Here is a 23086-nt window from a genome sequence, read left to right as displayed (position 1 = left end):
GATGGCCGGCACAGCATCCACGGGAAAACCAGCCGCGACCGCCTGGAAGAACCCGCTCCGCGACCAGCGGGACAAACGACTCCCGCGCATCGCGGGCCCGTGCAGCATGGTGATCTTCGGCGTCACCGGTGATCTGTCCCGAAAGAAACTGATGCCGGCCATCTACGACCTCGCGAACCGGGGGCTGCTGCCACCGGGCTTCGCCTTGGTCGGCTTCGCCCGCCGCGACTATACGGACGAGGACTTCGCCGCGGTCGTCCTCGACGCGGTGCGGTCGCACGCGCGCACCCCTTTCCGCCAGGAGGTCTGGGACCAGCTCGCCGAGGGAATTCGGTTCGTACAGGGCAGCTTCGATGACAACGCGGCGTTCGCCATGCTCGCCGACACCCTGGCCACCCTGGACAAGGAGCGCGGCACGGGCGGCAATCACGCCTTCTACCTGTCGATTCCGCCGAACATGTTCCCCGTCGTGCTCGATCAGCTCTGCGAACACCGGCTGGCACAGCCGATCGGCACCGACGAGGCGGGCCGCAAGCCGTGGCGGCGCGTGGTGATCGAGAAGCCGTTCGGGCACGACCTGGAAACCGCCCAGGAACTCAACGCGCTGGTCAACCGGGTTTTCCCGGAAGAGACGGTGTTCCGCATCGACCACTATCTCGGCAAGGAGACGGTGCAGAACATCCTGGCACTGCGCTTCGCCAACCAGCTGTTCGACCCGATCTGGAACGCCAACTACGTCGACCACGTCCAGATCACCATGGCCGAGGACATCGGATTGGGCGGGCGCGCAGGCTATTACGACGGCATCGGCGCTGCGCGCGACGTGATCCAGAACCACCTGCTGCAGCTGCTCGCGCTCACCGCCATGGAGGAGCCGATCAGCTTCGAGCCCAAGCAACTGCAGGCCGAGAAGATCAAAGTGCTCTCGGCGACCAAGCTCGTCGAGCCGCTGGAAGAGACCACCGCGCGCGGCCAGTACGCAGAGGGCTGGCAGGGTGGCGAGCACGTGGTCGGCCTACTGGACGAGGAAGGCTTCGACCCACAGTCGCGCACCGAGACCTATGCCGCGATCACCCTCGAGGTCGACACCCGCCGCTGGGCATGCGTCCCGTTCTACCTGCGCACCGGAAAACGGTTGGGCCGCAGGGTGACCGAGATCGCCGTGATCTTCAAGCGGGCGCCGCACTTGCCGTTCGATCAGACCATGACCGAGGAACTGGGGCAGAACGCGCTGGTCATCCGGGTACAGCCGGACGAGGGCATCACCATGCGGTTCGGCTCGAAGGTGCCGGGCTCCGGCATGGAAGTACGTGACGTCAACATGGACTTCAGCTACGGCGAGGCGTTCACCGAGTCCTCCCCCGAGGCCTACGAGCGCCTGATCCTCGACGTGCTACTCGGGGTGCCATCGCTGTTCCCGGTGAACGCGGAGGTCGAATTGTCCTGGCGCATTCTGGATCCGGTGCTCGAGCACTGGGCCGCCGACGGCAAACCGGAGCCGTACGAGGCCGGCACCTGGGGTCCGCCCTCCGCCGACGAGATGCTCGCCCGCACCGGGCGCGAATGGCGGCGGCCATGATCATCGACATGCCCGAGACCACGACCGGCGAGGTCACGAAGCGCTTGGTGCAGCTGCGCGAGAGCAACGGCGTGATCACCATGGGCAGGGTGCTCACCCTGGTGGTGTGCACGCTGGACAGCTCCGAGGCCGAAGACGCGATCGACGCCGCGAACGACGCCAGCCGCGAGCATCCCTGTCGCGTGGTGGTGCTCGCGCGCGGCGACCGCGAGGCTGCCACCCGACTGGACGCGCAGATCCGCGTGGGCGGTGACGCGGGCGCGGCCGAGGTGATAGTGCTTCGACTGCAAGGTGATCTGGTCAACCACGAGAACAGCGTCGTCATCCCGTTCCTGCTGCCGGACACACCGGTGGTCGCCTGGTGGCCGCGCGGCGCACCGGAGTTCCCGTCCAAGGACTCGGTGGGTCGTCTGGCAACGCGGCGCATCACCGACGCCACGTTCGCGGCCGACCCGCAGGCGACGATCAAGAAGCGACTCGCCTCCTACGCGAGCGGCGACACCGACCTGGCCTGGAGCCGAATCACCTACTGGCGTGCGCTGCTGGCCGCCGCGTTGGACGAACCGCCATTCGAACCGGTGGAGTCGGTGACGGTGTCCGGGCTGCGCAACGAGCCCGCCCTGGACATGCTGGCCGGCTGGCTGGCCGCCCGGCTCGGCTGCCCGGTTCGGCGCCGCTCGGGTGCGCTGCGTGTGGAGGTGCGCCGCCCGTCGGTCGACTTCGCGATCGAGCGGCCGCAGACCGGCCGCACCGCGACGGTCACCCGCACCGGCGACCCGGATCAGCGGATCGCGCTGGCGCGCAGGGAGACTCGTGACTGTCTCGCCGAGGAACTACGCAGGCTGGATGCCGACGAGATCTACGCGGAGGCCCTGGCCGGAATCGAGAGGGTGAGCTATGAGTGACCACACCGATTCGGAATTCCCCAGTGACACCGTCGAGGTTCATCTCGACACCGACGCGCTGGTCACCGCCGCGGCGGCCCGTTTCGTCGCGATCGTCGTCGCGGCCCAGGCCGAGCGCGGCTCCGCGTCGGTGGTGCTGACCGGCGGCGGGACCGGAATCGGACTGCTCGAACAAGTGCGCAAGACGCCCGGCGATGTCGACTGGTCCCGGCTCGACGTGTTCTGGGGCGACGAACGTTTCGTCCCCGCAGGCGATCCGGAGCGCAACGACCTGCAAGCCAGGCAGGCACTGCTCGACCACGTGCCGCTGGACCCGGCGCGGGTGCATCCGGTGGCAACCTCCGACGGTGAATACCCCGACCCGGTCGAGGCCGCCGCCGAGTATTCCGCGGCCGTGCATGCCTATCTCGCCGAGCACGGCGCGTTCGACCTGCATTTGCTCGGTATGGGCGGAGAAGGTCACGTGAACTCGCTGTTCCCCCACACCGACGCAGTGCGTGCGGAGCACGAACTCGTTGTCGCCGTGACGGATTCGCCGAAGCCGCCGCCGGTCCGGGTGACCCTGACTTTGCCCGCCGTCCGCCGCGCCCGCCACGTGGTATTGGCGGTAGGCGGCGCGGCCAAGGCCGAGGCGGTCGCCGCGGCCATCACAGGCGCGGAGCCGGTGGACATTCCCGCAGCGGGTGCCATGGGTATCGACTCCACCACGTGGCTGCTGGATCAGGACGCGGCGGCCGCGTTGCGCTGACCCGTGCGGACGGGCGTGTCCGACGGGCGGAGTTCTACGGGATGATCTTTCGATGACCGATCAGGCAGTGGATCTGGACGAGCGGTTTCGCACCGCGATCTCGGCGCTCATTGCGCCGCCGAAGCGCCCGGCGGGTCAGTCGATCGAGCCGGGCAGCGCGATCACGGGCGAAGCGTGTCTCGCGCTGTTCGAATCGCAGGCGACGAGTAGACATCTCGACCTCGCGGCACGCCGGCTCGGCAGTGCCCGGCGCGGCTACTACAGCATCGGGTCCTCTGGCCACGAAGGCAACGCGGCGCTGGCCGCGGTCCTGCGGGTCACCGATCCCGCCCTGCTGCACTACCGGTCGGGGGCATTCTTCGTGCACCGGGCCCGCCAGGTGGGCGGACTCGACCCGATTCGGGACGTGTTGCTCGGTGTGGTCGCCGCGGCGGCGGATCCGATCTCCGGTGGTCGGCACAAGGTCTTCGGCAGCACGGCGGCGAACGTCATCCCGCAGACCTCCACGATCGGCTCACATCTTCCGCGCGCGGTCGGGCTGGCCTTCGCGATCGACCGCGCGGCTCGGCTCGGCGTGTCCGCGCAGTGGCCGCCGGATTCGGTGGTGCTGTGCAGTTTCGGTGACGCATCCGCGAACCACTCTACGGCGGCGGGCGCGATCAACGCTGCCATACACACCGCACACCAAGGGATTTCGATGCCGATCCTGTTCGTCTGCGAGGACAACGGCATCGGGATCAGCGTGCCGACGCCGCCGGACTGGATCGAGCAAGCGTACGGCCGTCGGCCCGGCCTGGCGTTCTTCAGCGCGGACGGATGCGACGCGCGCGACGCACTGACGACCGGAGCCGCCGCCGCGCAGTGGGTTCGGGACCGCCGCACGCCCGCGTTCCTGCGGCTGCGGACCGTTCGCCTACTGGGCCATGCGGGTTCGGACGTCGAAGCAGCCTACCGCCGCCCCGCGGACATCGCCGCCGACCTGCTGCGCGATCCGGTGCTGGCGACGGCACGGCTGCTGATTGCCTCCGGCGTGGCGACGCCCACCGAGGTCCTGGAGCGCTACAACGACCTCGGCCACCGGGTGACCGCGATGGCCGAACTCGTCTGGCGTGAGCCGAAACTCACCTCCACCGAGGCGGTGACCGCTCCGATCGGGGCGTCACGCACCGCGCTGGTGCGCACCGACGTGCTCCGGGTCAACGCGCTCCCGGCCGGCGCGGACCCCAGCCGGGAATCACCGCGCGGCATCGCAGCACAGCCCGGTGCGAACGGTGCGACGCCGCCGGACAATCCGACAACCCTCGCCCAAGCGATCAATCACACGCTCGCGGATCTGCTGGCCCGCGATCGAGACGTGCTCGTCTTCGGGGAGGACGTCGGCCGCAAAGGCGGGGTGTACGGCGTGACGAAGGGGTTGCAGAAGACGTTCGGCGCGCGCCGCGTGTTCGACACCCTGCTGGATGAGCAGAGCGTCCTCGGCACCGCGCTCGGCGCGGGGTTGGCCGGATTCGTGCCGATCCCGGAGATCCAGTACCTCGCCTACCTGCACAACGCCGCCGACCAACTGCGTGGCGAAGCGGCCACGCTGTCGTTCTTCTCCGATGGCCGCTACCGGAACCCGATGGTGGTCCGGATCGCCGGATACGCCTATCAGAAGGGCTTCGGCGGCCACTTTCACAACGACAACTCGATCGCCGCGCTGCGCGATATCCCCGGCTTGATCATCGCGTCTCCCTCCCGCGCCGACGACGCCGCGGCCATGCTGCGCACGTGCGTTTCCGCCGCCCGGGTGGACGGCAGGGTATGCCTGTACCTGGAGCCCATCGCGCTATATCACACCCGCGACCTGCACCAGCCCGGCGACGATGGCTGGCTCGCACGCGCGTCGCCCGCCGAGCACGTCGAGATCGGCCGCGCCCGCGTCTACGGCGACGGCGCGGACCTGACCCTTGTCAGCTTCGCCAACGGCGTACCGATGAGCCTGCGCGTCGCGCACCGCCTGGCCCAGCGCGGCCTCCACGCGCGCGTTCTCGACCTGCGCTGGCTCGCGCCGCTGCCGGTGGACGATCTGCTCCAGCACGCACTCGCGACCGGCCGTGTCCTGGTCGCGGACGAAACCCGGCACAGTGGCGGCGTGTCCGAGGCGGTCTGCACCGCCTTGATCGACGCGGGTTTCGAGGGGCGCATCACGCGAGTCACCAGCGAGGACAGTTTCGTCCCGCTGGGACCGGCTGCCGACACGGTGCTGCTCGACGAGAGCAAGATCGAGGCCGCGGCGGGCGAACTCCTCGGCGAGGTCACCCGCGCGGGCCTGCGGCACGCCCGAGCGCGGGTTACCCGGGAATTCGATTCGACGGGGGAATAGTGGAAATACAGTGATGGTGACGGTGACCAGCAGCGGAAGGGCACGGCGATGACCACGATGTCCATGCTCGGCGAGGTACGGCCGGAGCACGAGCACACGACGGACGGCGATCTGGTACTCCTGCACTATCTGCGGTCCTTCCGCAAGCCGGTGCTCGAGGTCTGGTCGGCGGCCACTGATCGCGGCCAGCTCACCCGCTGGCTCGGCGCCGTTACCGGCGGCAACGGCAACCTCACCATCGAACCGCTCGACGGCCCCGTCTCCGGCCCGATCGCGGTGCGCGTCGACCACTGCCGGGCACCGCACGAACTGGTCGTGCACATCGACGGATGCCTGCTCGAGGTCCATATGAACCAGGTCGGCGTGGTCACCACCGTCGAATTGTCCCGCCGGCACGTCTGCCCCGCCGACGTGGGCGCCATCGGCCCCCGCTGGCAGTATCTACTCGACCGCCTCACGGCCTACCTCGACTACCAACCCATGCCCTGCTGGTCCGACTACTCGAAGCTGACTGAGGAATACCGGTAGGCCGCTGCTCAGAAGAAGAACCCGGCGATACCCCAGCCGGGGCGGGCCTGGGCCTCCCTGATCCATGCGATACAGGATTCGATGGCGGCCAGCACCTCGTGGTCGATCTCTTCCCGCTGCCGTGGCGTGGTCGATTCCCACTGGACCAGGGCTTCGGCACATTGCTCAGGGGTCCATTCGCCGTAACCGGGCAGGTCGTCAGGCTGGGGCAGTGCGGGGGGCAGCGAGTGGTACATGAAGGCGCGGACGCTGATCGCCTTGATGCCGAGCGTCGCGAGCCCGTCATCGATGTGGTCGAGCCAGGCGCCGCCGAACGCGGAGAAGTACCGGTTGTCCACGAACCTGCCGTAGAACTGGCAGATCGTTTGGTAGGCATAGCCGTATTGGAACCCGCATGACGGGTCGAGGGGGCCGCCGGCGATGACGGCGCGCACCGCGTCGTAGCGGGTGGGTGCGCCGTTCGCGATCTCTTCGGCGAACCAGTCATCATCGTGGGTCAGCTGGGCCTTGAACCGGCCCCCGATCATGCGCCGGAGCTTGTCGTCCCTGGACCCGATGGCGCCCCTGATCCGGCCCAGTTCGACGACGTAGATGCTCAGGCAATAGCTCATTCAGGAGACCCTAGCGGTGGCCACCGACAGTGAACGCCCCTCCGTGCGAAGATGTTTCGGCTCAGCCCGGGATGTCGGAGGGCTACGGGACGAGGTGACGCAGATGCGCGGTGATCAGCCGATTGACCTCCTCGGCGCGTTCCAGCTGCACCAGGTGGCCCGCGTTCGCGATCTCGGTCACCTCACGCAGGTCGGGGACGTGCGCGCGCATGGTGGTCAGCGGGTCGTGGCCGCTGAAGCCCTCCATGTCGGGGTCCCGATCGCCGTACAGGAAGTAGGCCGGGACGGTGACCTTCGCTCCTGCGTAGTCGGCCGTCAGTTCCCAGTTGCGATCCAGGCTTCGGTACCAGTTCAATCCGCCGGTGAACCCGGTGCGCTCGAAATCCTGTGCCAGGGTCTCCAATTCGTCCTCGCCCAGCCAGCGCCACGGCAACGTGGGGGCCGCGGGAAGCACGTCGAGGTAGCCGGTGCCCTCTGCCGGGAAACGCCAGGTGTCCAGGTAGTGGTAGTCGGCGCTGAGGGCGTGGTACACGCGGGCGAGGAATTCGCGAGGACACGCGCCGAGCTCCGCATCGGCGACGCCGGGTACCTGAAAGTAGTGCAGGTGCAGGAAGTGTCGCGCGGCCGCCTTCGCCCACAGCTGCGAGGGCGCACGCGGCGGACGCGGCGCGAACGGGTTGTTCAGGACGATGATGCCGCGCACCCGCTCCGGTGCCCGCAATGCCAGTTCCCACACCAGCGCGGCGCCGAAGTCCAGGCCGATGAACACCGCCTGCTCGGCGCCGAGATCGTCGAGCAGGCCCAGTAGGTCCTCGCACACCGCACGGTTCGTGTAGGCCTCGAGCTCGGCGGGGATCTCGGTCTGCCCGTAGCCGCGCAGGTCCGGTGCGATGGCGCGATAGCCCGCCGCGGCGACTGCGGGCAGCTGGCGGTGCCAGATGTACCAGGTGTGCGGGAAGCCGTGGCAGAAGATCACCGGCTCGCCCTCCCCCTGCTCGGCGACGTGCATTCGGATGCCGTGGGTCGTCACGAACCGATGGGTCGACTCCACTCCGGCCTCCAAAACATAGAACGCGTTCTGGTTTCACGGTAATGTTCCGAGACCGTGAGCGGAATACCCGACGGGCTCGAAGGCAAGATCGCGGTGGTCACCGGCGCCAGCCGAGGCATAGGCAAGGGCATCGCGCTGGAATTGGGCGCTGCGGGCGCGACGGTGTTCGTTACCGGGCGCTCGGCGACGAAGGGGCCGATACCGGGCACCGTGCACGAAACCGCCACCGAGATCGACGCGGTGGGCGGGGTCGGGATTCCGTTCGTCTGCGACCACCGGGACGATGACGCGGTCGAGCGGCTGTTCGAGCGGATCCGCACCGAGCACGGCCGGCTGGACGTGCTGGTGAACAACGTCTACAACTCCCCTGCCGCGGCGCGCTGGCTCGGCAAGCCGTTCTGGGAGGTGCCGCCCGCGGCGTGGGACGAGAGCTTCGACGTGGGTGTCCGATCACATTACGTGGCAAGCTTTTTCGCCGCGCCATTGCTGATCGAGTCGGGTGGGTTGATCGTCAATATCTCCTCGCCCGGCGCGCGCAGGTACATGCACAATGCGGTGTACGGAGTAGCGAAGACCGCGCTCGACCGGCTCACCGCCGACATGGCGCACAATCTCGCGGGCACCGAGGTGACCGTTGTGTCGCTGTGGCCCGGGATTGTGGATACCGAACTGCTGCAACTGGTACCGGCCGACGCCACGGGGCAGCGACTGGTGACGTTGCCCGGCGAAGGGACGTTCGACCTCGCCGAGGCGGAGACACCGCGCTTCCCGGGCCGCGCGGTCGTCGCGCTGGCGACCGACCCCGGGCGACGCACCCGCACCGGATTGCCCTGGCGGGTCGCGGATCTCGCCGCGGACTACGGCTTCACCGACATCGACGGACGTGTTCCCCGCATCGACTGAATCCGCCGCGGCGACGGGTGGTGACCGACCGGGTCAGGCGAACTTGATCTCCAGGCCGATACCGAGAATGGCGATGAGCCAGATCGCCCCGGTGAAGATGGTGATGCGGTCGAGGTTCTTCTCCACGACGGTCGAGCCGGACAGGCTGGATTGCACGCCGCCGCCGAACAGGCTGGACAGACCTCCACCCTTGGCGCGGTGCAGCAGCACCAGCAGCACCAGCAGCACGCTGGTGATGATCAGGAGGATATCCAGGAACATCCGCATGCCGGACAGTGTATGCGGTCGGCGGAATCCCACCGAATCAGGCATGCATCCGGACGGCTCGGCCGCGCGGCCGCCAGTCCGGCTAGCGCGGGTCGACGGCGACCAGGTGGGTGACCTGGTCGTCGTCATCGATGGTGAACTTCGCGACGGCCTGCTCGCGCAGTTCGTCCCGGGCGGTGAGCCGAACCTGGTGCTGGTGCATGTGCTCGGCCCAGGACCGCACGACGAATGCTTCCACGTAGCGGTCGAGCACCCCGACGTCACGGTAGAGACGCCATTCCATGGCGCCGGTGCGCTGCCGGGACCTGCCGACGAAAACCATGGCGGCCAGGAATTCCTCAACGCTCTCCTGCGGCACGGCGTAGCTGCGCAGGATCAGCACCGGGCCGTCGTCGGGATCGGGTTCGACGACCAACTGCGGTTCCGGCCAGAACGCCGACGGGGTCAGGTCCAACTCCTCGGCGTTGTGCCGAATCGGTAACCACGGGGTGCTCAGCGCGCAGATCCCGAGCAGCGCCGCGGCCAACAACAGTGCCGACACCGATCCGAGCGCGTTGGCGACCAGGCCCCAGACCAGCGAGCCCACCGCCTGCCCACCCATGAACACCAGCAGGTACACCGAGAGCCCGCGCGCACGCACCCACGCGGGCAGCAGCAGCTGCATGGTCGAGTTCATCGTGGACATCGCCAGCAGCCACGCCAGCCCGGCGAAGATCAACAGCACCAGCACGGCGGGCAGGACGCGCAGCAGTGCGGTGCCCGAGGTCGCGAGGCCGAACAGGATCGCGGCCGTGGTCAGCCGCTGCGTCGGAGTCAGCAGACTCCGCAGTCGCGACAATGCGGCGGCACCGAGCACCGCGCCCAGCCCGAGTGCGCCGAGCATCAGGCCGTAGCCGGAGGACGAGAGCCCGAGCCGATCCCGCGCGATCACCGGGAGCAGCGCCCATACCGCGCTGGCCGGCGCGATGAACAGGATCGAGCGCAGCAGCACCCGGCGGATCGCGGGTGCGGCCCGGATGAACCGGGTGCCCGCCTGCAACGCCGCGAGCGGACGTTCGGTGGGCAGTCGCCGATCCGTCGCCGGCCTGCGCCAGACAGTGAGGACCGCGACGATCCCGCCGAACGACACCGCGTTCAGTGCGAACACCAGCGTCGGCCCGGACAGCGAGACCAGCACACCGGCCAGCGCGGGGCCGACCGCCCTTCCGATGTTGATGTTCATGCTGCCCAGCGCCGCGGCGGCCGGGATCTGCGCACGCGACACCAGTTCCGGCTGGATCGCCTGCCACGCGGGCGCGGTCAACGCCTGCCCGCAGCCCAGCAGGAACAGCAAGGTCAACAGCACCCCCGGGGTGGTGTGCCCCGTCGCGGTCGAGACCGCGAGAATCGTCGCGAGCGCCGCCATCATGGACTGCGCGCCGAGCAGCAGCCTGCGCCGGTCCACCAGATCGGCGATCACCCCGGACGGGATGGCCAGCAGCATCACCGGCAGCGTGATGGCGGTCTGCACGAACGAGACCAACGCCGCGGCGTTGGGTTGGTCGACCAGGATCCACTGCGCTCCGACGGTCTGCATCCAGGTGCCGAGATTCGACACCAGTTGGGCGATCCACAGCGCTCGGTATACCGGCGAACGCATCGGCGCCCAGGTGGAGCCTGGAACAGTCGTTGCGGCAGCGTTCACTCGCCGAAGCTTAGTCTCGTGACCGGCGCCGACCTGTCGCCGTGTCCGGAACCTGCGCTGTCGACCGCGAGGATGTGGCGGCGAGCAGCAGTGCCACGACGAGCAGCGCGGCGCCTGCCAACCCCGACGCAGTGAGCCGTTCGCCGAGCACCCCCGCGGCGAGCGCCGCGCCGGTCAGCGGTTCGAGCAGGGCGAGGACCGCGGCGATCCCCGGCCCGGCGTTCGACAACCCGCGGAAGTAGAGCGTGTAGGCGAGCGCGGTCGGCACCAGACCCAGCACCAGGACCAGCGCAATGCTGGCTGCCGTCGGATCGAACGCCAGGCCGGAATGCGCGGCAAGCGGGGCAAGCAGCAGCGCGCCGCCGGTGAACCCGAGACCCGTAGTGGTCATCGCATCGAGTCCCGGCACCGGCACCCCGTTGATCACGGTGACCGTCGCGAACGCCGCCGCTGCCGCCGACGCGAACCCCGCGCCCGCAAGTAACCCGCCCGCGCCGACCCCACCGGAGGGAACACCGACCAGCAGCGCAAGGCCGCACAGGGCGATGCCGATCGTGACAGCGCGACGCCGGTCCACCATATGCCTTCCGGTGAGGTGCTCCAGCATCGCGACAACCACCGGCGACATGCCGATGGTGATGAGAGTGGCCAGGCTGACCGAGGATGCCGCGACAGCGCCGAAGTAGGCCGCCTGGAAAATCGCCGCGAGCACGGCGACCGCGCCGACTCTGCGCCACGCCGACAAGTTTCGCGGCCAAGGCCGCCTCATGGTGGCCAGCAGCGCCACCAACAGCAGCCCGCCGACGGCGAGCCGGCAGGTAGCTACCGAAACAGGGGACAGGCCGGTGGCCCGGTTCAACAGGGTACCGAGCAAACCGCCAGTGCCCCAAAGCATTCCGGCGCCGACGAGGTAGACCAGGCCGGAACGGTCGGCCGTAGACACAGATGTGGACATGAAGGATCGCGCTCCTGCGACGAGAAAGGGGAGGTGGTCGCGGAAGCGAGGTGCGCAGCGATGCCGAGAAGCGCGCGCTCACCTGTCGGTGGCGCGCCGGAAACCTACACCTCGCTCAGGAGGCGGGCGGCGGCGTGATCGGGAAGCATCGGTGCACGGCACAGATACTAATACCCACCAACTCTTCGCTGCTGCGCTCGGCACGCCGGTAACCGGCGAACAGCCGGGCCGGGATGCGCGTCGTCGGTAGCATCGCCCCATGGCAGCACACTTCGCTCGACTCGGTCCGGCAGTGCTGCTCGCCCTCGGCGCCGTCGCGGCATGCTCGAGCGTCGGCCCGGACAAGAGCTTCGACGAGCCGAGCCCGATGGGCCGCACCTTCCTCTCCACCGGCGTCGAGGGGACGCCGATCCCTGGCGGCGGCCCGCTCACGGTCACCTTCACCGACAGCCGCGTCTCCGCCGACGCGGGCTGCAACAAGTACAGCGGCGCGGTTACCTTCGACGACCACACCATGCGTGTCTCCGGCCTGGCCAGCACCTTGATCGCCTGCGGCGGCGATCGTCAGGGCGCCGACGAATGGCTCAGCGGCCTGCTGAATTCCGACCCCAGCTGGCGGCTCGACGACGCGAAGCTCACCTTGCACAGCGACGACCGCACGGTCACCATGATCGACAAGAAAGTCGCTCAACCCGACAGGCCCGTGCAGGGGACACCGTGGCTCGTCACCGCGCTCATCACCTCTGACACCCAAATCCGCTCGCAAACCATCGATGAGACGAAACCGGCCCTCACCATTGCCGAGGACGGCGGCGTCTCCGGCGGCACGGGGTGTAATCGCATGACCGGCAGCGCCGAGGTGTCGGGCTCGGAGATCACCTTCCGGATCGCCACCACCAAAATGCTGTGCTCCCCGGAGGTGATGGAGGTCGAACAGGCGGTCCTGAAAGCGTTGGACGGCAAGACCACCGCCACGGTCGACGCCGACACGCTGACCCTGCGCAACGAGAACGGCAGCGGTCTCACGTTGCACGCGCAGTAGGCGCCGGTAGCGCCTACTGCCGCCGGGTGAGCACCACGCGATCAGCGATCCTTTCCTGCTCGCCCGGCGGCGCGAAGAAGATCTCCATGACCACCCGATCGGCTGACTCCAGCCGGATCGCAGTGCGCATCGGAATGGTCTTGCCGACGAACTGCTCGCCCAGCACGCCGGGATCGGTGAACTCCCCCGCCATGATGATGTCGGCATCGCCGCCACTTCCCTTGGCGCCCTTGTAGGTCATCGTCATCGGGGTCACGCTGTCGACCGTCGACCACTCGTAGCGGTTGTCGGTCGGCGAGAACCCGAGCAGCCCCAGCCGGTAGTACGGATTGCCGCCGAGGGTTCCCTCGGCCTCCTCCCGCAGGAAGTTGTTGCCGGTCTCGGTGATCCACTCCCAGTGGGAGACGATCTCACTCTTGGTCGGATGGTCCGCCGTGCCGCCCGCGATGAAGGTCGACTTCTCGCCCTTCCACTCGCCGACAAGCTGATTCAGCTTGCGATGCCCGGCGTCCTGCTGCTCAGGCCGCACTGACGCCGTCCCGGTGGCCGATGCGGCATGGTGATGATCGTGGTCGTTCGACGGGACATCCGAACAGCCGACGATGGTGGCCAGCGCGAGAAACGCGGCCGGAAGTACGACATACAGCTTGCGTGGAGTCACAAAAGTCCTTGTCGAGCAGGGGTATCACACCGAGCCATCATCCTACGGCTACCGGTCATGCCGCGCCGGCCGAAAGACCCACTCCTGGTGATGGATACGGCAAAGCCCGGTATCGCAGGGAGGATACCGGGCTTTGCGCGTTGATCATCTACGACGTCAGGGAAGGGGGCCGCCCGCGGCGATCGCGGAGAGGGTGGCGAACTCGTCGCCCTTGAGCGACGCGCCGCCGACCAAGGCGCCGTCGATGTCGGTCTGGGCGACCAACTCTCCGACGTTCTTCGCGTTCACCGAGCCGCCATAGAGGACGCGGACCTCCGCGGCGACCTCGGGCGAGGCCAGCCGCGCCAGCTCCCCGCGAATCGCGCCGCAGACCTCCTGCGCGTCGGCGGGGGTGGCGACCTTGCCGGTGCCGATCGCCCACACCGGCTCGTAGGCAATGACGATCTTCGAGATCTGCTCCGCCGTCAGACCTTTCAGCGAACCGCGCAGCCGCTCGAGGTTGTACTCGACATGCGTCTGCGCCTCGCGGATGTTCAGACCCTCGCCGATGCACACGATCGGGGTGATCCCGTGCTTCAGCGCCTGCTTTGCCTTGCCCAGCACGAGAGCGTCGTCCTCGTTGTGGTACTGCCGCCGCTCCGAATGGCCGACCACGGCGAAGGCGCAGCCGAGCTTGGCGAGCATGGCCGCGCTGATCTCTCCGGTGTAGGCGCCCGATTCGTGCACCGAGACATCCTGCGCGCCGTAGGTGAGCAGGAGTTTGTCCCCCTCGACCAGCGTTTGCACGCTGCGGAGGTCGGTGAACGGCGGGATCACCGCCACATCTACCTTGTCGAAGTACTTCTCCGGCAGCGCGAACGCGATCTTCTGCACCAGAGCGATGGCCTCGAGGTGGTTGAGGTTCATCTTCCAGTTGCCCGCGATGAGCGGTTTGCGTGCCATGCTCAGTCCTCCAACACCGCGATGCCAGGGAGTTCTTTGCCCTCCAGGTATTCCAACGAGGCGCCGCCGCCGGTGGAGATGTGCGAGAAGCCGTCCTCCGGGAGCCCGAGCACGCGTACGGCCGCGGCCGAGTCCCCACCGCCTACGACGCTGAAAGCGCCCTTGCCGGTGGCGGTCACGATCGCCTCGGCGACCCCTCGGGTTCCCGCGGCGAACTTCTCGAACTCGAACACGCCCATCGGGCCATTCCAGAAGACGGTCCTCGCCTCGGTCAGGAGCGCGGCGAAACGCTCCACCGACTCCGGGCCCACGTCCAGACCGATCCAGGCGTCCGGGATCTCATGTGCCGGTACGACCTTCGACTCGGCGTCGGCGGCGAACTTGTCGGCCACCACGATGTCCCTCGGCAGGTGTATGACGTCGGCGTACTGTTCGAGCAGGTTCTTACAGGTGTCCACCATCTCCTCCTGCAGCAGCGAGGAGCCTACCGAAAGACCCTGTGCGGCAAGGAAGGTGAAGCACATGCCGCCGCCGATCACCAGGGTGTCGACCTTCGGCGCCAGCGCCTCGATGACGGCCAGCTTGTCGGAGACCTTGGACCCCCCGAGCACGACCGCGTACGGCCGGTCCGGATTCTCGCTCAGCCTGGCCAGTACGTCGGCCTCGGCGGCGACCAGCGTGCCCGCATAATGCGGCAGCAGCTTCGCCACGTCGTACACGGACGCCTGCTTGCGGTGCACGACACCGAAGCCGTCGGAGACGAACGCGCCGTCATCGCCCACCAACTCGACCAATGCGGCGGCCAACTTGCCGCGCTCGGCGTCGTCCTTGCTGGTCTCGCGCGGGTCGAAGCGGATGTTCTCCAGCAGCAGCACGTCGCCGTCGGTGAGGCCCTCCGAGCGCGCGAGCGCGTCCTGGCCCACGACGTCACCGGCCAGCTGGACATTGCGGCCCAGCTCCTCGGCGAGTGTGGCGGCCACCGGCGCCAGCGAGAGCTTCGGGTCCGGCTCGCCCTTCGGGCGGCCGAGATGGGCGGTCACCACGACCTTGGCGCCCGCCTCCACCAGTGCCTTGATGGTCGGCACCGAGGCGACGATCCGGCCGGGATCGGTGATCTTTCCGTTGTCGTCGAGGGGGACATTCAGATCGGAGCGCACGAGCACGCCCCGACCCTCGACACCCTCTTCGAGCAGGTCCGCGAGTGTCTTGACAGCCATACGCGTCAGAGCGACTTGCCGACGAGGCCGATGAGATCGGCGAGACGGTTGGAGTAGCCCCACTCGTTGTCGTACCAGGAGACGACCTTCACCTGGTCGTCGATCACCTTGGTGAGCGGCGCGTCGTAGATCGACGAGGCCGGGTCGGTGACGATATCGCTGGAGACGATCGGGTCGGTGTTGTACTTCAGGATGCCCTTCAGCGGGCCGTCGGCTGCGGCCCGGTAAGCGGCGTTGACCTCGTCGATCGTCGCGGACTTGCGCAGGGTGGCGGTCAGGTCGGTGACCGAACCCGTCGGAACCGGCACGCGCAGCGCGTAGCCGTCCAGCTTGCCCTGCAGTTCGGGCAGCACCAGGCCGATGGCCTTGGCGGCGCCGGTGCCGGTGGGCACGATGTTCAGCGCGGCGGCGCGGGCGCGACGCAGATCGCTGTGCGGACCGTCCTGCAGGTTCTGGTCCTGGGTGTAAGCGTGAATCGTCGTCATCAGGCCACGCTCGATGCCGAACTCGTCGTTGAGCACCTTGGCCAGCGGGCCGAGGCAGTTGGTGGTGCACGAGGCGTTCGAGATGATGTTCTGGCTGCCGTCGTACTTGTCGTCGTTGACGCCCATCACGATGGTGATGTCCTCGCCCTTGGCAGGGGCGGAGATGACGACCTTCTTCGCGCCGGCGGCGAGATGGCCCTTGGCCTTGGTGGCATCGGTGAAGATGCCGGTGGACTCGACGACCACGTCGACGCCCAGATCGCCCCACGGCAGCGCCGCGGGCCCTTCCTTGATGGCCAGAGCCTTGATCCGCTGATCGCCCACCACGATGGTGTCGTCGCCGTCGAGCGAGACATCCTGCGGCAACCGGCCGAGGATCGAGTCGTACTTGAGCAGGGTCGCGAGGGTCGCGTTGTCGGTGAGGTCGTTGACCGCGACGATCTCGATGTCGGTGGTGCCGAGCGCCTTCTGCGCCTCCACCGCTCGGAAGAAGTTTCGTCCGATACGGCCGAAACCGTTGATGCCTACCCGGACAGTCACGTTATCGCTCCTCAGCTTTCAGGCGGGTCATTTCGATGCCTTACTCACACTAATGCCCTGCCGTTACCTCACCGACACGCACCTGGCATTCGTGCGGTGCCTGGTCACAACCGCACTGTCCCGGCGGATGTCCGCCGGGACGGCGGGCTCAGGCGTCGTCGAGCAACTCGGCCGTGACGGCCGATTCGGTGTCGGGCACGCCCAGTTCCTTGGCGCGTCGGTCGGCCATCGACAGCAGACGCCGAATGCGCCCCGCCACGGCGTCTTTCGTCATCGGCGGGTCGGCGAGCTGGCCGAGTTCCTCCAGCGACGCCTGGCGGTGCTGCACGCGAAGTTTGCCCGCGGCGGCGAGATGGTCGGGCACGTCGTCGCTGAGGATCTCCAGCGCGCGTTCCACCCTGGCCGCCGCGGCGACCGCGGCCCGCGCCGAGCGGCGCAGGTTGGCGTCGTCGAAGTTGGCCAGCCGGTTCGCGGTCGCGCGGACCTCGCGGCGCAACCTGCGCTCCTCCCAGACCATCCGGGTGCCATGCGCGCCCATCCTGGTCAGTAGCGCGCCGATCGCCTCGCCGTCGCGCACCACGACGCGGTCGGTGCCGCGCACCTCGCGCGCCTTCGCCGCGATCCCGAGCCGCCGAGCCGCGCCGACCAGCGCCAGCGCCGCCTCCGGCCCGGGGCAGCTGACCTCCAGCGCCGAGGAGCGCCCCGGTTCGGTGAGCGAGCCGTGCGCGAGAAACGCTCCGCGCCAAGCGGCTTCGGCGTCGGCGATGCTGCCGCCGACCACCTGCGCGGGCAGACCACGCACCGGACGACCGCGCACGTCGAGCAGACCGGTCTGCCTGGCCAGCGCCTCGCCCTCCTTGGACACGCGCACCACGTACCGCGAGGTCTTGCGCAGACCTCCCGCGCCGAGCACGTGCACGTCGGAGCCGTAGCCGTAGAGCTCGAAGATCTCCCGGCGCAGCCTGCGCGCGATGGAACCCATGTCCACCTCGGCCTCGACGATCACCCGGCCGCCGACGATGTGTAGGCCGCCGGCAAAGCGCAGCAGCGCGGACAGCTCGGCCCTGCGGGAACTCACTTGCGACACCACGAGCCTGCTCAGCTCGTCTTTCACATCGGCTGTCATCGCCACGAGACGCGCTCCTTTCCACCCAACCCGGAACGCACATCCTGACCCATGTGCCGTCCCTCGACTCGAAGCCCTGCCATTTGCGGCCGAGGTTGCCGGATCACTTGATCCAGTGCGGCGGCGAGCTTTCCGGGGTGATGCCGGGCCGTCCCCGCTTCGGCGACATCGGAGAAGGTTACTCGTGCCCGCAACTGCTCGGCAGCCCTGGCCACATGTTCTCGCTCGCGCCCCTCTGGCACGGACCCGGAATCGACCAATACCTCATCGACCACGAATTCCGGCGCGTGCTGAGACAATACGTGCAGATGCCGCTCCGCGGAGAAGCCCGCCGTCTCACCCGGCTCCGCAGCGAGATTGAGCACCAAGACCTTGCGCGCCCTGGTGTACACCAGGGCTTCCCGCAGCTCGGGCACGAGGACGTGCGGAATGACGCTGGTGAACCACGAACCGGGACCGAGCACGACGACATCGGCGTGTTCGATCGCCGAGGTCGCCTCGGGACTGGCCGGAGGATCGGACGGAATCAACCGCACCCGCCGCACCTTACCCGGCGTGGTGGCGATGGCAACCTGGCCGCGAATGCAGCGACTCACCCGCGGATCCGCTTCCAGCCCAGACACATCCGCCTCGATGTCGAGCGTGATCGGCGCCATCGGAAGCACTCGCCCGGTAACCCGCAACATTTTGGCGACCTCATCGAGTGCGGCCACCGGATCGCCGAGCACCTCGGTCAGCCCGGCCAGGATGAGATTGCCGACAGAGTGCCCGGCCAGCGCTCCTGTGCCGCCGAAACGGTGCTGAACGGTCCGCGTCCACACCCCGTCGGCGTCCGCGGCGAGGGCGGCCAACGCCATGCGAAGATCCCCGGGCGGCAGCACCCCCAATTCGGCGCGTAGCCGCCCGGACGAGCCGCCGTCGTCCGCAACGGTCACCACCGCGCAGATCTTCCTGGTCAGCCGTCGCACCGCGGTCAGTGTCGCGTACAGGCCATGTCCGCCACCCAGCGCGACGATGCTGGGATTGGATTCCCAACCGGTCATTCGCGCCCCAGATCCCGGTGCACGACGCGCACCACGTCGGCCGATCCCTCCGACCCGCCGGTGACCTCGCCGATCAGCTCGCCCAGTGCCTCGGCGATCGCGACGCTCCGGTGTTTGCCTCCGGTGCAGCCCACTGCCACGGTCATGTATCGCTTCCCCTCTTGGCGGTAACCGTTCGTGGTCAGATCGACCAGGTGGTGACAGGTTCGCAGGTAATCGTCCGCGCCAGGGCGTGACAATACGTACTCGCTGACCACCGCCTCCTGACCGGTATGTTCCCGCAATTCCGGTATCCAATGTGGATTAGGTAGAAAACGCACATCCAACACGATGTCAGCGTCGAGGGGAACCCCATACTTGAAGCCGAAGGACTGCACGGTGAGTTGCAGCGCGCTGGGCGCGCCGCCTCCGTATGCCTCCTCCAGCTTGCGGTGCAGCTGATGGATGGACAGCTCGGTGGTGTCGATGACCAGATCCGCCGCGGCCTTCACGGCCGACAGGCGCACCCGCTCGGCGGCGATACCGGCCGACAGCGTGCCGTCCTTGCTCTCGCTCTGCAGCGGATGACGGCGCCGGGCGAATCCGAAACGGCGGATCAGCACGTCGTCGGACGCCTCCATGAACAGGACTCTGGTGCCGACGCCGAGCGTCCGCAACTGCTCGGTGACCGCCGAGAGATCGCCGGTGAAGAACCGGCTGCGCACATCCATCACCAAGGCCAGGCGGCGGATCGGCGGGGTCGCGGAGGCGCCCAACTCGACCATGCGTCCGAACAGCTCAGGCGGCAGATTGTCCGCGACATACCAGCCGAGGTCCTCGAGTACGCGCGCGGCGGTGCCACGGCCCGCGCCGGAGAGTCCGGTCACGATCACGACCTCGACCTGGGGGTGCGCTCCGGCGAGGGCGCCGGACATGCCCGCTCGCCCTCCGCTCGTCGGCGGACCGCCCGCACTGCTGTTCGATTCGACGCGTGTCATGTTCTACCGGATCCGTCTCTCGGGTGCCTTCCGATCATCCCGCACCGGTTTCGGTATCGGGCACAGACACATAACGTACGCGAAACCGAAACTTCCGGTGCGCGGTCAGCGACTATTCCGCCTGTAGTGCGGCGAGGACCGCCTTCGCGGTTGCCAGCCCGATGCCGGGAACCTCGGTGATCTGCTCGACCGTGGCCTGCTTCAGTTTGGCTACCGACCCGAAATGGGTGACCAGTGCGCTCCGGCGTGCCGTGCCGAGGCCGGGCACCGAGTCCAACGCCGACGCCGTCATCCGACGCGAGCGTTTGCTGCGGTGGAAGGTGATCGCGAAGCGATGCGCCTCGTCGCGTACCCGCTGCAGCAGGTACAGTGCCTCGCTGTTGCGCGGCATGATCACCGGCTCGCTCTCCCCCGGCACCCACACCTCCTCGAGGCGTTTGGCCAGGCCGATCACCGCGACGTCGGTGATGCCGAGTTCGTCGAGCACCTCCGCGGCGGCCGCGACCTGAGGCGCGCCGCCGTCGACCACATACAGGTTGGGCGGATAGGCGAACTTCCGCGGACGCCCGGTGTGTGGGTCTATGCCCGGGCGGGAGACGAGTTCCGGTGTGTCATCGTCGCTTCCGACGGCGGCCAGGTCTTCCTGCTCCATCAGGTCGCGGTCGCGGCGCAGCTTCAGGAATCGGCGCCGGGTCACCTCGGCGATGCTGGCGACGTCGTCGGAGCGGCCGTCGCCCGCGGCCTCCTTGATCGCGTAGTGCCGGTACTCGGATTTGCGCGGCAGACCGTCCTCGAACACCACCAGCGAGGCCACCACGTCGGTGCCCTGCACGTGGCTGATGTCCACACACTCGATGCGCAGCGGGGCGCTGTCGAGCTCCAGCGCGTCCTGAATGTCCTGCAGAGCTTGCGATCTCGAGGTCAGATCGCTTGCGCGCTTGAGCTTGTGCTGGGCAAGCGCTTCCATCGCGTTACGCTGCACGGTCTCGGCGAGGGCCTTCTTGTCGCCGCGCTGCGGTACCCGCAGTCGCACCGCCGAGCCGCGCAGGTCCGACAGCCACTGCTGGACCTGTTCGGCGTCGGCGGGCAACTCGGGGACGAGCACCTCGCGCGGCACCACGGTGGCGGGCTGCTCGTCGGTCGCCTGCTCGGCCACGGTGACCTGCTCGCCGTAGAACTGGGTGAGGAACTGCTCGACCAGGGCAGCCAGCTCGCCGGCCGCTTCGGGAGTATCGACGGCATCGCCCGACTTGTCGACCACCCAGCCGCGCTGGCCGCGCACGCGACCGTCGCGGACGTGGAAGATCTGCACCGCCACCTCCAGCTCGTCGGTAGCGAAGGCGATCACGTCGGCGTCGGTGCCGGTGCCGAGCACCACGGCCTGCTTCTCCAGCGCGCGGCGCAGCGCCTGGATGTCGTCGCGCAGGCGGGCGGCGCTCTCGAAGTCCAGGTCCTCGGCGGCGGCTTGCATGCGACGCTCGAGCTCCCGGACCATGCGGTCGGTGCGGCCGGCGAGGAAGTCGCAGAAATCCTCGACGATCCCGCGATGCTCGTCGGCGCTCACCCGCCCGACGCACGGCGCCGAGCACTTGTCGATGTACCCGAGCAGGCACGGGCGCCCGATCTGGCTGTGCCGCTTGAAGACTCCGTTGGAGCAGGTCCGCGCGGGGAACACCCGCAGAAGCAGATCGAGGGTCTCGCGGATCGCCCAGGCGTGCGCATATGGACCGAAATACCGGACGCCCTTGCGGCGCGCTCCACGGTAGACGAACAGCCGGGGATACTCCTCGTCGAGGGTGACCGCGAGCACCGGATACGACTTGTCGTCTCGGTAGCGGACGTTGAAGCGCGGATCGAACTCCTTGATCCAGTTGTACTCCAATTGCAGCGCCTCCACCTCGGTGGAGACGACCGTCCACTCGACGCTCGCGGCCGTGGTGACCATCTGTCGCGTGCGCGGATGCAGACCGGCGACGTCGGCGAAGTACGAGTTCAGCCTGCTGCGCAGGCTCTTTGCCTTGCCGACGTAGATGACCTGCCGATGGGCATCCCGGAACTTGTAGACACCGGGTTCGACGGGGATCGTGCCCGGCGCGGGCCGGTACGTCGCTGGATCTGCCACGTGTCAAGCCTATCCACCGGCTCCGACAGCCCGGCACCGCTCCGCAGCGGCCGCGGTCAGGACACCTGGACGCCGAACCATGCCTTCGCGTCCGGCCGCCGCAGCAGGTGAACGACGGCCGCCGTCGTGCCGAGCGAGTAGCAGGCGGCGAGAACGCCGACGGCGGGCGGGACGGTAGCGAGGTCGCCGATCACACGCCACCCGACGACGGCCTGCCCGATCGCCAGAATCAGCGCGAGGGTGCGCACGGCGCGCGCGCCTTCGGCGAATCCGAAAACCAGCAGGCCGAGCGCCCAGGCGACGCAGAATTGGGACGACGACGCGGCGGCAGCTTCGGCGCCGCGCGTCACGCCCATGATGATCGGGTAGGCGGTCGCGAACCCCACCATCCCCCAGATGGCCTCCCGCACATCCTGAACCGCGTCCGGCATCTCCGCTTCCATAGCCAAGACCGGATCCTCACCCGAATACGCCGAATCCACAGACGTACCCCCGTTCCACTGAACGAATTGACACACCCGAAGAACAGGCCGAGCCGCACGCTAACACGACACCGACCCGGACAACTCGGACTTCGGCAAACGCGCGTGGTACGCCTGGATGGCGACCGCCCCGCCGAGCGGTCGTCTACTCCGCGAGGCCGTGCCCGCGGAGGACCCCCAGCAAGGCATCCGGGCGCGCGGTGGTGGGGAGGGGTTCGACCTGAGCGAATCGGCAGCCGAGCGCCGTCGCGCCGCCGTCGGCCTCGGCGCTGTCACCGACCATCAACGTCGCGTCGGCGGGCACGCCGAGTTTGTCGAGGGCGGAGCGAAAGATCACCGGATCCGGCTTCATCGCGCCCACCTCGTAGGACAATGTGAACGCCTGGATGGACCGGTCCCAGCCACGCGCGGCGAACGAGGGACGGATGTCGAACGGGATATTGCTCACGACGGCAACCGGAATACCTTGTGCCGCAAGAGTCTCCAAGACGGCGACGGTGTCGGGGTAGGGCGTCCACTGCATCGGGTCGATGAGCCGGGCATAGAGCCGCTCGGCGTCCTCGTCGGTGGGCACGCCCGATTTCCGCAGCACCTCCAGCATGGCGACGCGGTGCAGCGCCGGGTCGAGGTCACGGTTGTCCCACGCGTACTGCTTCTCCGCGTCGAACCGGACGATCTGTCCGACGGGCGCCGTCATTCGCCGCATGATCTCGGCCTTCTCGCGCACGCCGAACGCCCGGCCGTCGGGCCGGGTCAGATCTTCATACCAGGTTTCGTCCTCCTCCAGCCGAAACAGGGTCCCGGAGAAGTCGAACAACACGGCATCGATCGTCACCGCGCCAGCCTACCGACG

Annotated in this window: 22 protein-coding genes; 7 read left to right on the top strand and 15 right to left on the bottom strand. The window is 68.3% G+C overall.

The genetic code is table 11. The annotated features are described in order from the left end of the window. The first annotated feature begins 1 nt into the window (after position 1). The 5 genes from zwf to AB4Z47_RS07765 are packed head-to-tail and all read left to right on the top strand — an operon-like array spanning position 2 to position 6125. Positions 2 to 1579 (top strand): glucose-6-phosphate dehydrogenase, encoded by a 1578-nt coding sequence (zwf, locus tag AB4Z47_RS07785; RefSeq protein ID WP_441949084.1) that lies wholly within the window; start codon positions 2 to 4, stop codon positions 1577 to 1579. After that, a complete protein-coding gene (gene opcA / locus AB4Z47_RS07780) occupies positions 1576 to 2484 on the top strand; it encodes a glucose-6-phosphate dehydrogenase assembly protein OpcA (protein ID WP_441949082.1) in 909 nt (302 codons plus the stop codon). Before zwf ends, opcA begins: the two co-directional genes overlap by 4 nt. After that, a complete protein-coding gene (gene pgl / locus AB4Z47_RS07775; RefSeq protein WP_441949080.1) occupies positions 2477 to 3232 on the top strand; it encodes a 6-phosphogluconolactonase in 756 nt (251 codons plus the stop codon). Before opcA ends, pgl begins: the two co-directional genes overlap by 8 nt. A 52-nt stretch (positions 3233 to 3284) precedes the next feature. Next, positions 3285 to 5597, top strand: a complete 2313-nt coding sequence (locus AB4Z47_RS07770) for a transketolase C-terminal domain-containing protein (RefSeq protein ID WP_441949078.1) — start codon at positions 3285 to 3287, stop codon at positions 5595 to 5597. 48 nt (positions 5598 to 5645) lie between these two features. Next, positions 5646 to 6125: a hypothetical protein gene (locus AB4Z47_RS07765; protein ID WP_441949076.1), complete on the top strand. Its 480-nt coding sequence runs from the start codon at positions 5646 to 5648 to the stop codon at positions 6123 to 6125. A gap of 8 nt (positions 6126 to 6133) precedes the next feature. On the opposite strand, the gene AB4Z47_RS07760 is transcribed toward AB4Z47_RS07765, so the two are convergent. After that, entirely contained in the window at positions 6134 to 6736 is a 603-nt protein-coding gene (locus AB4Z47_RS07760; protein WP_441949075.1) for a DUF7691 family protein, read from the bottom strand. A gap of 82 nt (positions 6737 to 6818) precedes the next feature. Beyond that, complete coding sequence (locus tag AB4Z47_RS07755; protein ID WP_441949073.1) at positions 6819 to 7787, bottom strand: alpha/beta fold hydrolase; 969 nt, start codon at positions 7785 to 7787, stop codon at positions 6819 to 6821. 54 nt (positions 7788 to 7841) lie between these two features. Here AB4Z47_RS07755 and AB4Z47_RS07750 point away from each other — a divergent pair, with 54 nt between their 5' ends. Continuing rightward, entirely contained in the window at positions 7842 to 8690 is an 849-nt protein-coding gene (locus AB4Z47_RS07750) for an SDR family NAD(P)-dependent oxidoreductase (protein WP_441949071.1), read from the top strand. A gap of 33 nt (positions 8691 to 8723) precedes the next feature. Here AB4Z47_RS07750 and secG read toward each other — a convergent pair whose 3' ends face one another. The 3 genes from secG to AB4Z47_RS07735 form a co-directional block, all read right to left on the bottom strand. Beyond that, positions 8724 to 8957: a preprotein translocase subunit SecG gene (gene secG, locus AB4Z47_RS07745; protein WP_327118689.1), complete on the bottom strand. Its 234-nt coding sequence runs from the start codon at positions 8955 to 8957 to the stop codon at positions 8724 to 8726. 82 nt (positions 8958 to 9039) lie between these two features. Next, positions 9040 to 10641, bottom strand: coding sequence for an MFS transporter (locus AB4Z47_RS07740; RefSeq protein WP_441949069.1), 1602 nt, complete (start codon positions 10639 to 10641; stop codon positions 9040 to 9042). A gap of 10 nt (positions 10642 to 10651) precedes the next feature. Further along, complete coding sequence (locus AB4Z47_RS07735; RefSeq protein WP_441949067.1) at positions 10652 to 11596, bottom strand: DMT family transporter; 945 nt, start codon at positions 11594 to 11596, stop codon at positions 10652 to 10654. Between the two features lie 259 nt (positions 11597 to 11855). Here AB4Z47_RS07735 and AB4Z47_RS07730 point away from each other — a divergent pair, with 259 nt between their 5' ends. Continuing rightward, entirely contained in the window at positions 11856 to 12638 is a 783-nt protein-coding gene (locus AB4Z47_RS07730; protein ID WP_441949066.1) for an META domain-containing protein, read from the top strand. Between the two features lie 13 nt (positions 12639 to 12651). On the opposite strand, the gene AB4Z47_RS07725 is transcribed toward AB4Z47_RS07730, so the two are convergent. The 10 genes from AB4Z47_RS07725 to AB4Z47_RS07680 form a co-directional block, all read right to left on the bottom strand. Further along, entirely contained in the window at positions 12652 to 13299 is a 648-nt protein-coding gene (locus AB4Z47_RS07725; protein ID WP_441949064.1) for a DUF1579 family protein, read from the bottom strand. A 156-nt stretch (positions 13300 to 13455) separates the two neighbouring features. After that, entirely contained in the window at positions 13456 to 14241 is a 786-nt protein-coding gene (gene tpiA, locus AB4Z47_RS07720) for a triose-phosphate isomerase (RefSeq protein ID WP_441949062.1), read from the bottom strand. Positions 14242 to 14243: 2 nt separating this feature from the next. Continuing rightward, positions 14244 to 15458, bottom strand: coding sequence for a phosphoglycerate kinase (locus AB4Z47_RS07715; RefSeq protein ID WP_441949061.1), 1215 nt, complete (start codon positions 15456 to 15458; stop codon positions 14244 to 14246). A gap of 5 nt (positions 15459 to 15463) precedes the next feature. Further along, positions 15464 to 16483: a type I glyceraldehyde-3-phosphate dehydrogenase gene (gene gap, locus AB4Z47_RS07710; RefSeq protein ID WP_441949059.1), complete on the bottom strand. Its 1020-nt coding sequence runs from the start codon at positions 16481 to 16483 to the stop codon at positions 15464 to 15466. 148 nt (positions 16484 to 16631) lie between these two features. Beyond that, the gene (gene whiA, locus AB4Z47_RS07705) at positions 16632 to 17609 is read right to left on the bottom strand and encodes a DNA-binding protein WhiA (RefSeq protein ID WP_441949161.1); all 978 of its coding nucleotides are present in this window, start codon (positions 17607 to 17609) and stop codon (positions 16632 to 16634) included. Next, positions 17606 to 18652, bottom strand: a complete 1047-nt coding sequence (locus AB4Z47_RS07700) for a gluconeogenesis factor YvcK family protein (RefSeq protein ID WP_441949057.1) — start codon at positions 18650 to 18652, stop codon at positions 17606 to 17608. Before AB4Z47_RS07700 ends, whiA begins: the two co-directional genes overlap by 4 nt. Then, positions 18649 to 19566: an RNase adapter RapZ gene (gene rapZ, locus AB4Z47_RS07695; RefSeq protein WP_441949159.1), complete on the bottom strand. Its 918-nt coding sequence runs from the start codon at positions 19564 to 19566 to the stop codon at positions 18649 to 18651. The genes AB4Z47_RS07700 and rapZ overlap by 4 nt, the downstream gene beginning before the upstream one ends. Positions 19567 to 19741: 175 nt before the next feature. Then, complete coding sequence (gene uvrC / locus AB4Z47_RS07690) at positions 19742 to 21751, bottom strand: excinuclease ABC subunit UvrC (RefSeq protein ID WP_441949056.1); 2010 nt, start codon at positions 21749 to 21751, stop codon at positions 19742 to 19744. 56 nt (positions 21752 to 21807) lie between these two features. After that, positions 21808 to 22200, bottom strand: a complete 393-nt coding sequence (locus AB4Z47_RS07685) for a hypothetical protein (protein WP_441949054.1) — start codon at positions 22198 to 22200, stop codon at positions 21808 to 21810. 178 nt (positions 22201 to 22378) lie between these two features. Then, on the bottom strand, positions 22379 to 23068 hold the full coding sequence (locus AB4Z47_RS07680; RefSeq protein WP_441949052.1) for an HAD family hydrolase: 690 nt from the start codon (positions 23066 to 23068) through the stop codon (positions 22379 to 22381). Positions 23069 to 23086: the final 18 nt, after the last annotated feature.

It is taken from the genome of Nocardia sp. 2TAF39 (assembly GCF_052114905.1).
GTDB lineage: Bacteria > Actinomycetota > Actinomycetes > Mycobacteriales > Mycobacteriaceae > Nocardia.
The sequence above is the reverse complement of the archived record's forward strand: the minus strand, read 5'-3'. Positions and strand labels throughout refer to the sequence as shown.

Bases quoted from the DNA above. Each gene is read 5' to 3' on its own strand.
- secG (WP_327118689.1), bottom strand. From the start codon at position 8,957: ATGCGGATGTTCCTGGATATCCTCCTGATCATCACCAGCGTGCTGCTG.
- whiA (WP_441949161.1), bottom strand. From the start codon at position 17,609: ATGACAGCCGATGTGAAAGACGAGCTGAGCAGGCTCGTGGTGTCGCAA.
- zwf (WP_441949084.1), top strand. From the start codon at position 2: ATGGCCGGCACAGCATCCACGGGAAAACCAGCCGCGACCGCCTGGAAG.
- AB4Z47_RS07765 (WP_441949076.1), top strand. From the start codon at position 5,646: ATGACCACGATGTCCATGCTCGGCGAGGTACGGCCGGAGCACGAGCAC.
- AB4Z47_RS07760 (WP_441949075.1), bottom strand. From the start codon at position 6,736: ATGAGCTATTGCCTGAGCATCTACGTCGTCGAACTGGGCCGGATCAGG.
- opcA (WP_441949082.1), top strand. From the start codon at position 1,576: ATGATCATCGACATGCCCGAGACCACGACCGGCGAGGTCACGAAGCGC.
- pgl (WP_441949080.1), top strand. From the start codon at position 2,477: ATGAGTGACCACACCGATTCGGAATTCCCCAGTGACACCGTCGAGGTT.
- tpiA (WP_441949062.1), bottom strand. From the start codon at position 14,241: ATGGCACGCAAACCGCTCATCGCGGGCAACTGGAAGATGAACCTCAAC.
- AB4Z47_RS07700 (WP_441949057.1), bottom strand. From the start codon at position 18,652: ATGACCGGTTGGGAATCCAATCCCAGCATCGTCGCGCTGGGTGGCGGA.
- AB4Z47_RS07715 (WP_441949061.1), bottom strand. From the start codon at position 15,458: ATGGCTGTCAAGACACTCGCGGACCTGCTCGAAGAGGGTGTCGAGGGT.
- AB4Z47_RS07770 (WP_441949078.1), top strand. From the start codon at position 3,285: ATGACCGATCAGGCAGTGGATCTGGACGAGCGGTTTCGCACCGCGATC.
- rapZ (WP_441949159.1), bottom strand. From the start codon at position 19,566: ATGTCCGGCGCCCTCGCCGGAGCGCACCCCCAGGTCGAGGTCGTGATC.
- AB4Z47_RS07735 (WP_441949067.1), bottom strand. From the start codon at position 11,596: ATGTCCACATCTGTGTCTACGGCCGACCGTTCCGGCCTGGTCTACCTC.
- AB4Z47_RS07730 (WP_441949066.1), top strand. From the start codon at position 11,856: ATGGCAGCACACTTCGCTCGACTCGGTCCGGCAGTGCTGCTCGCCCTC.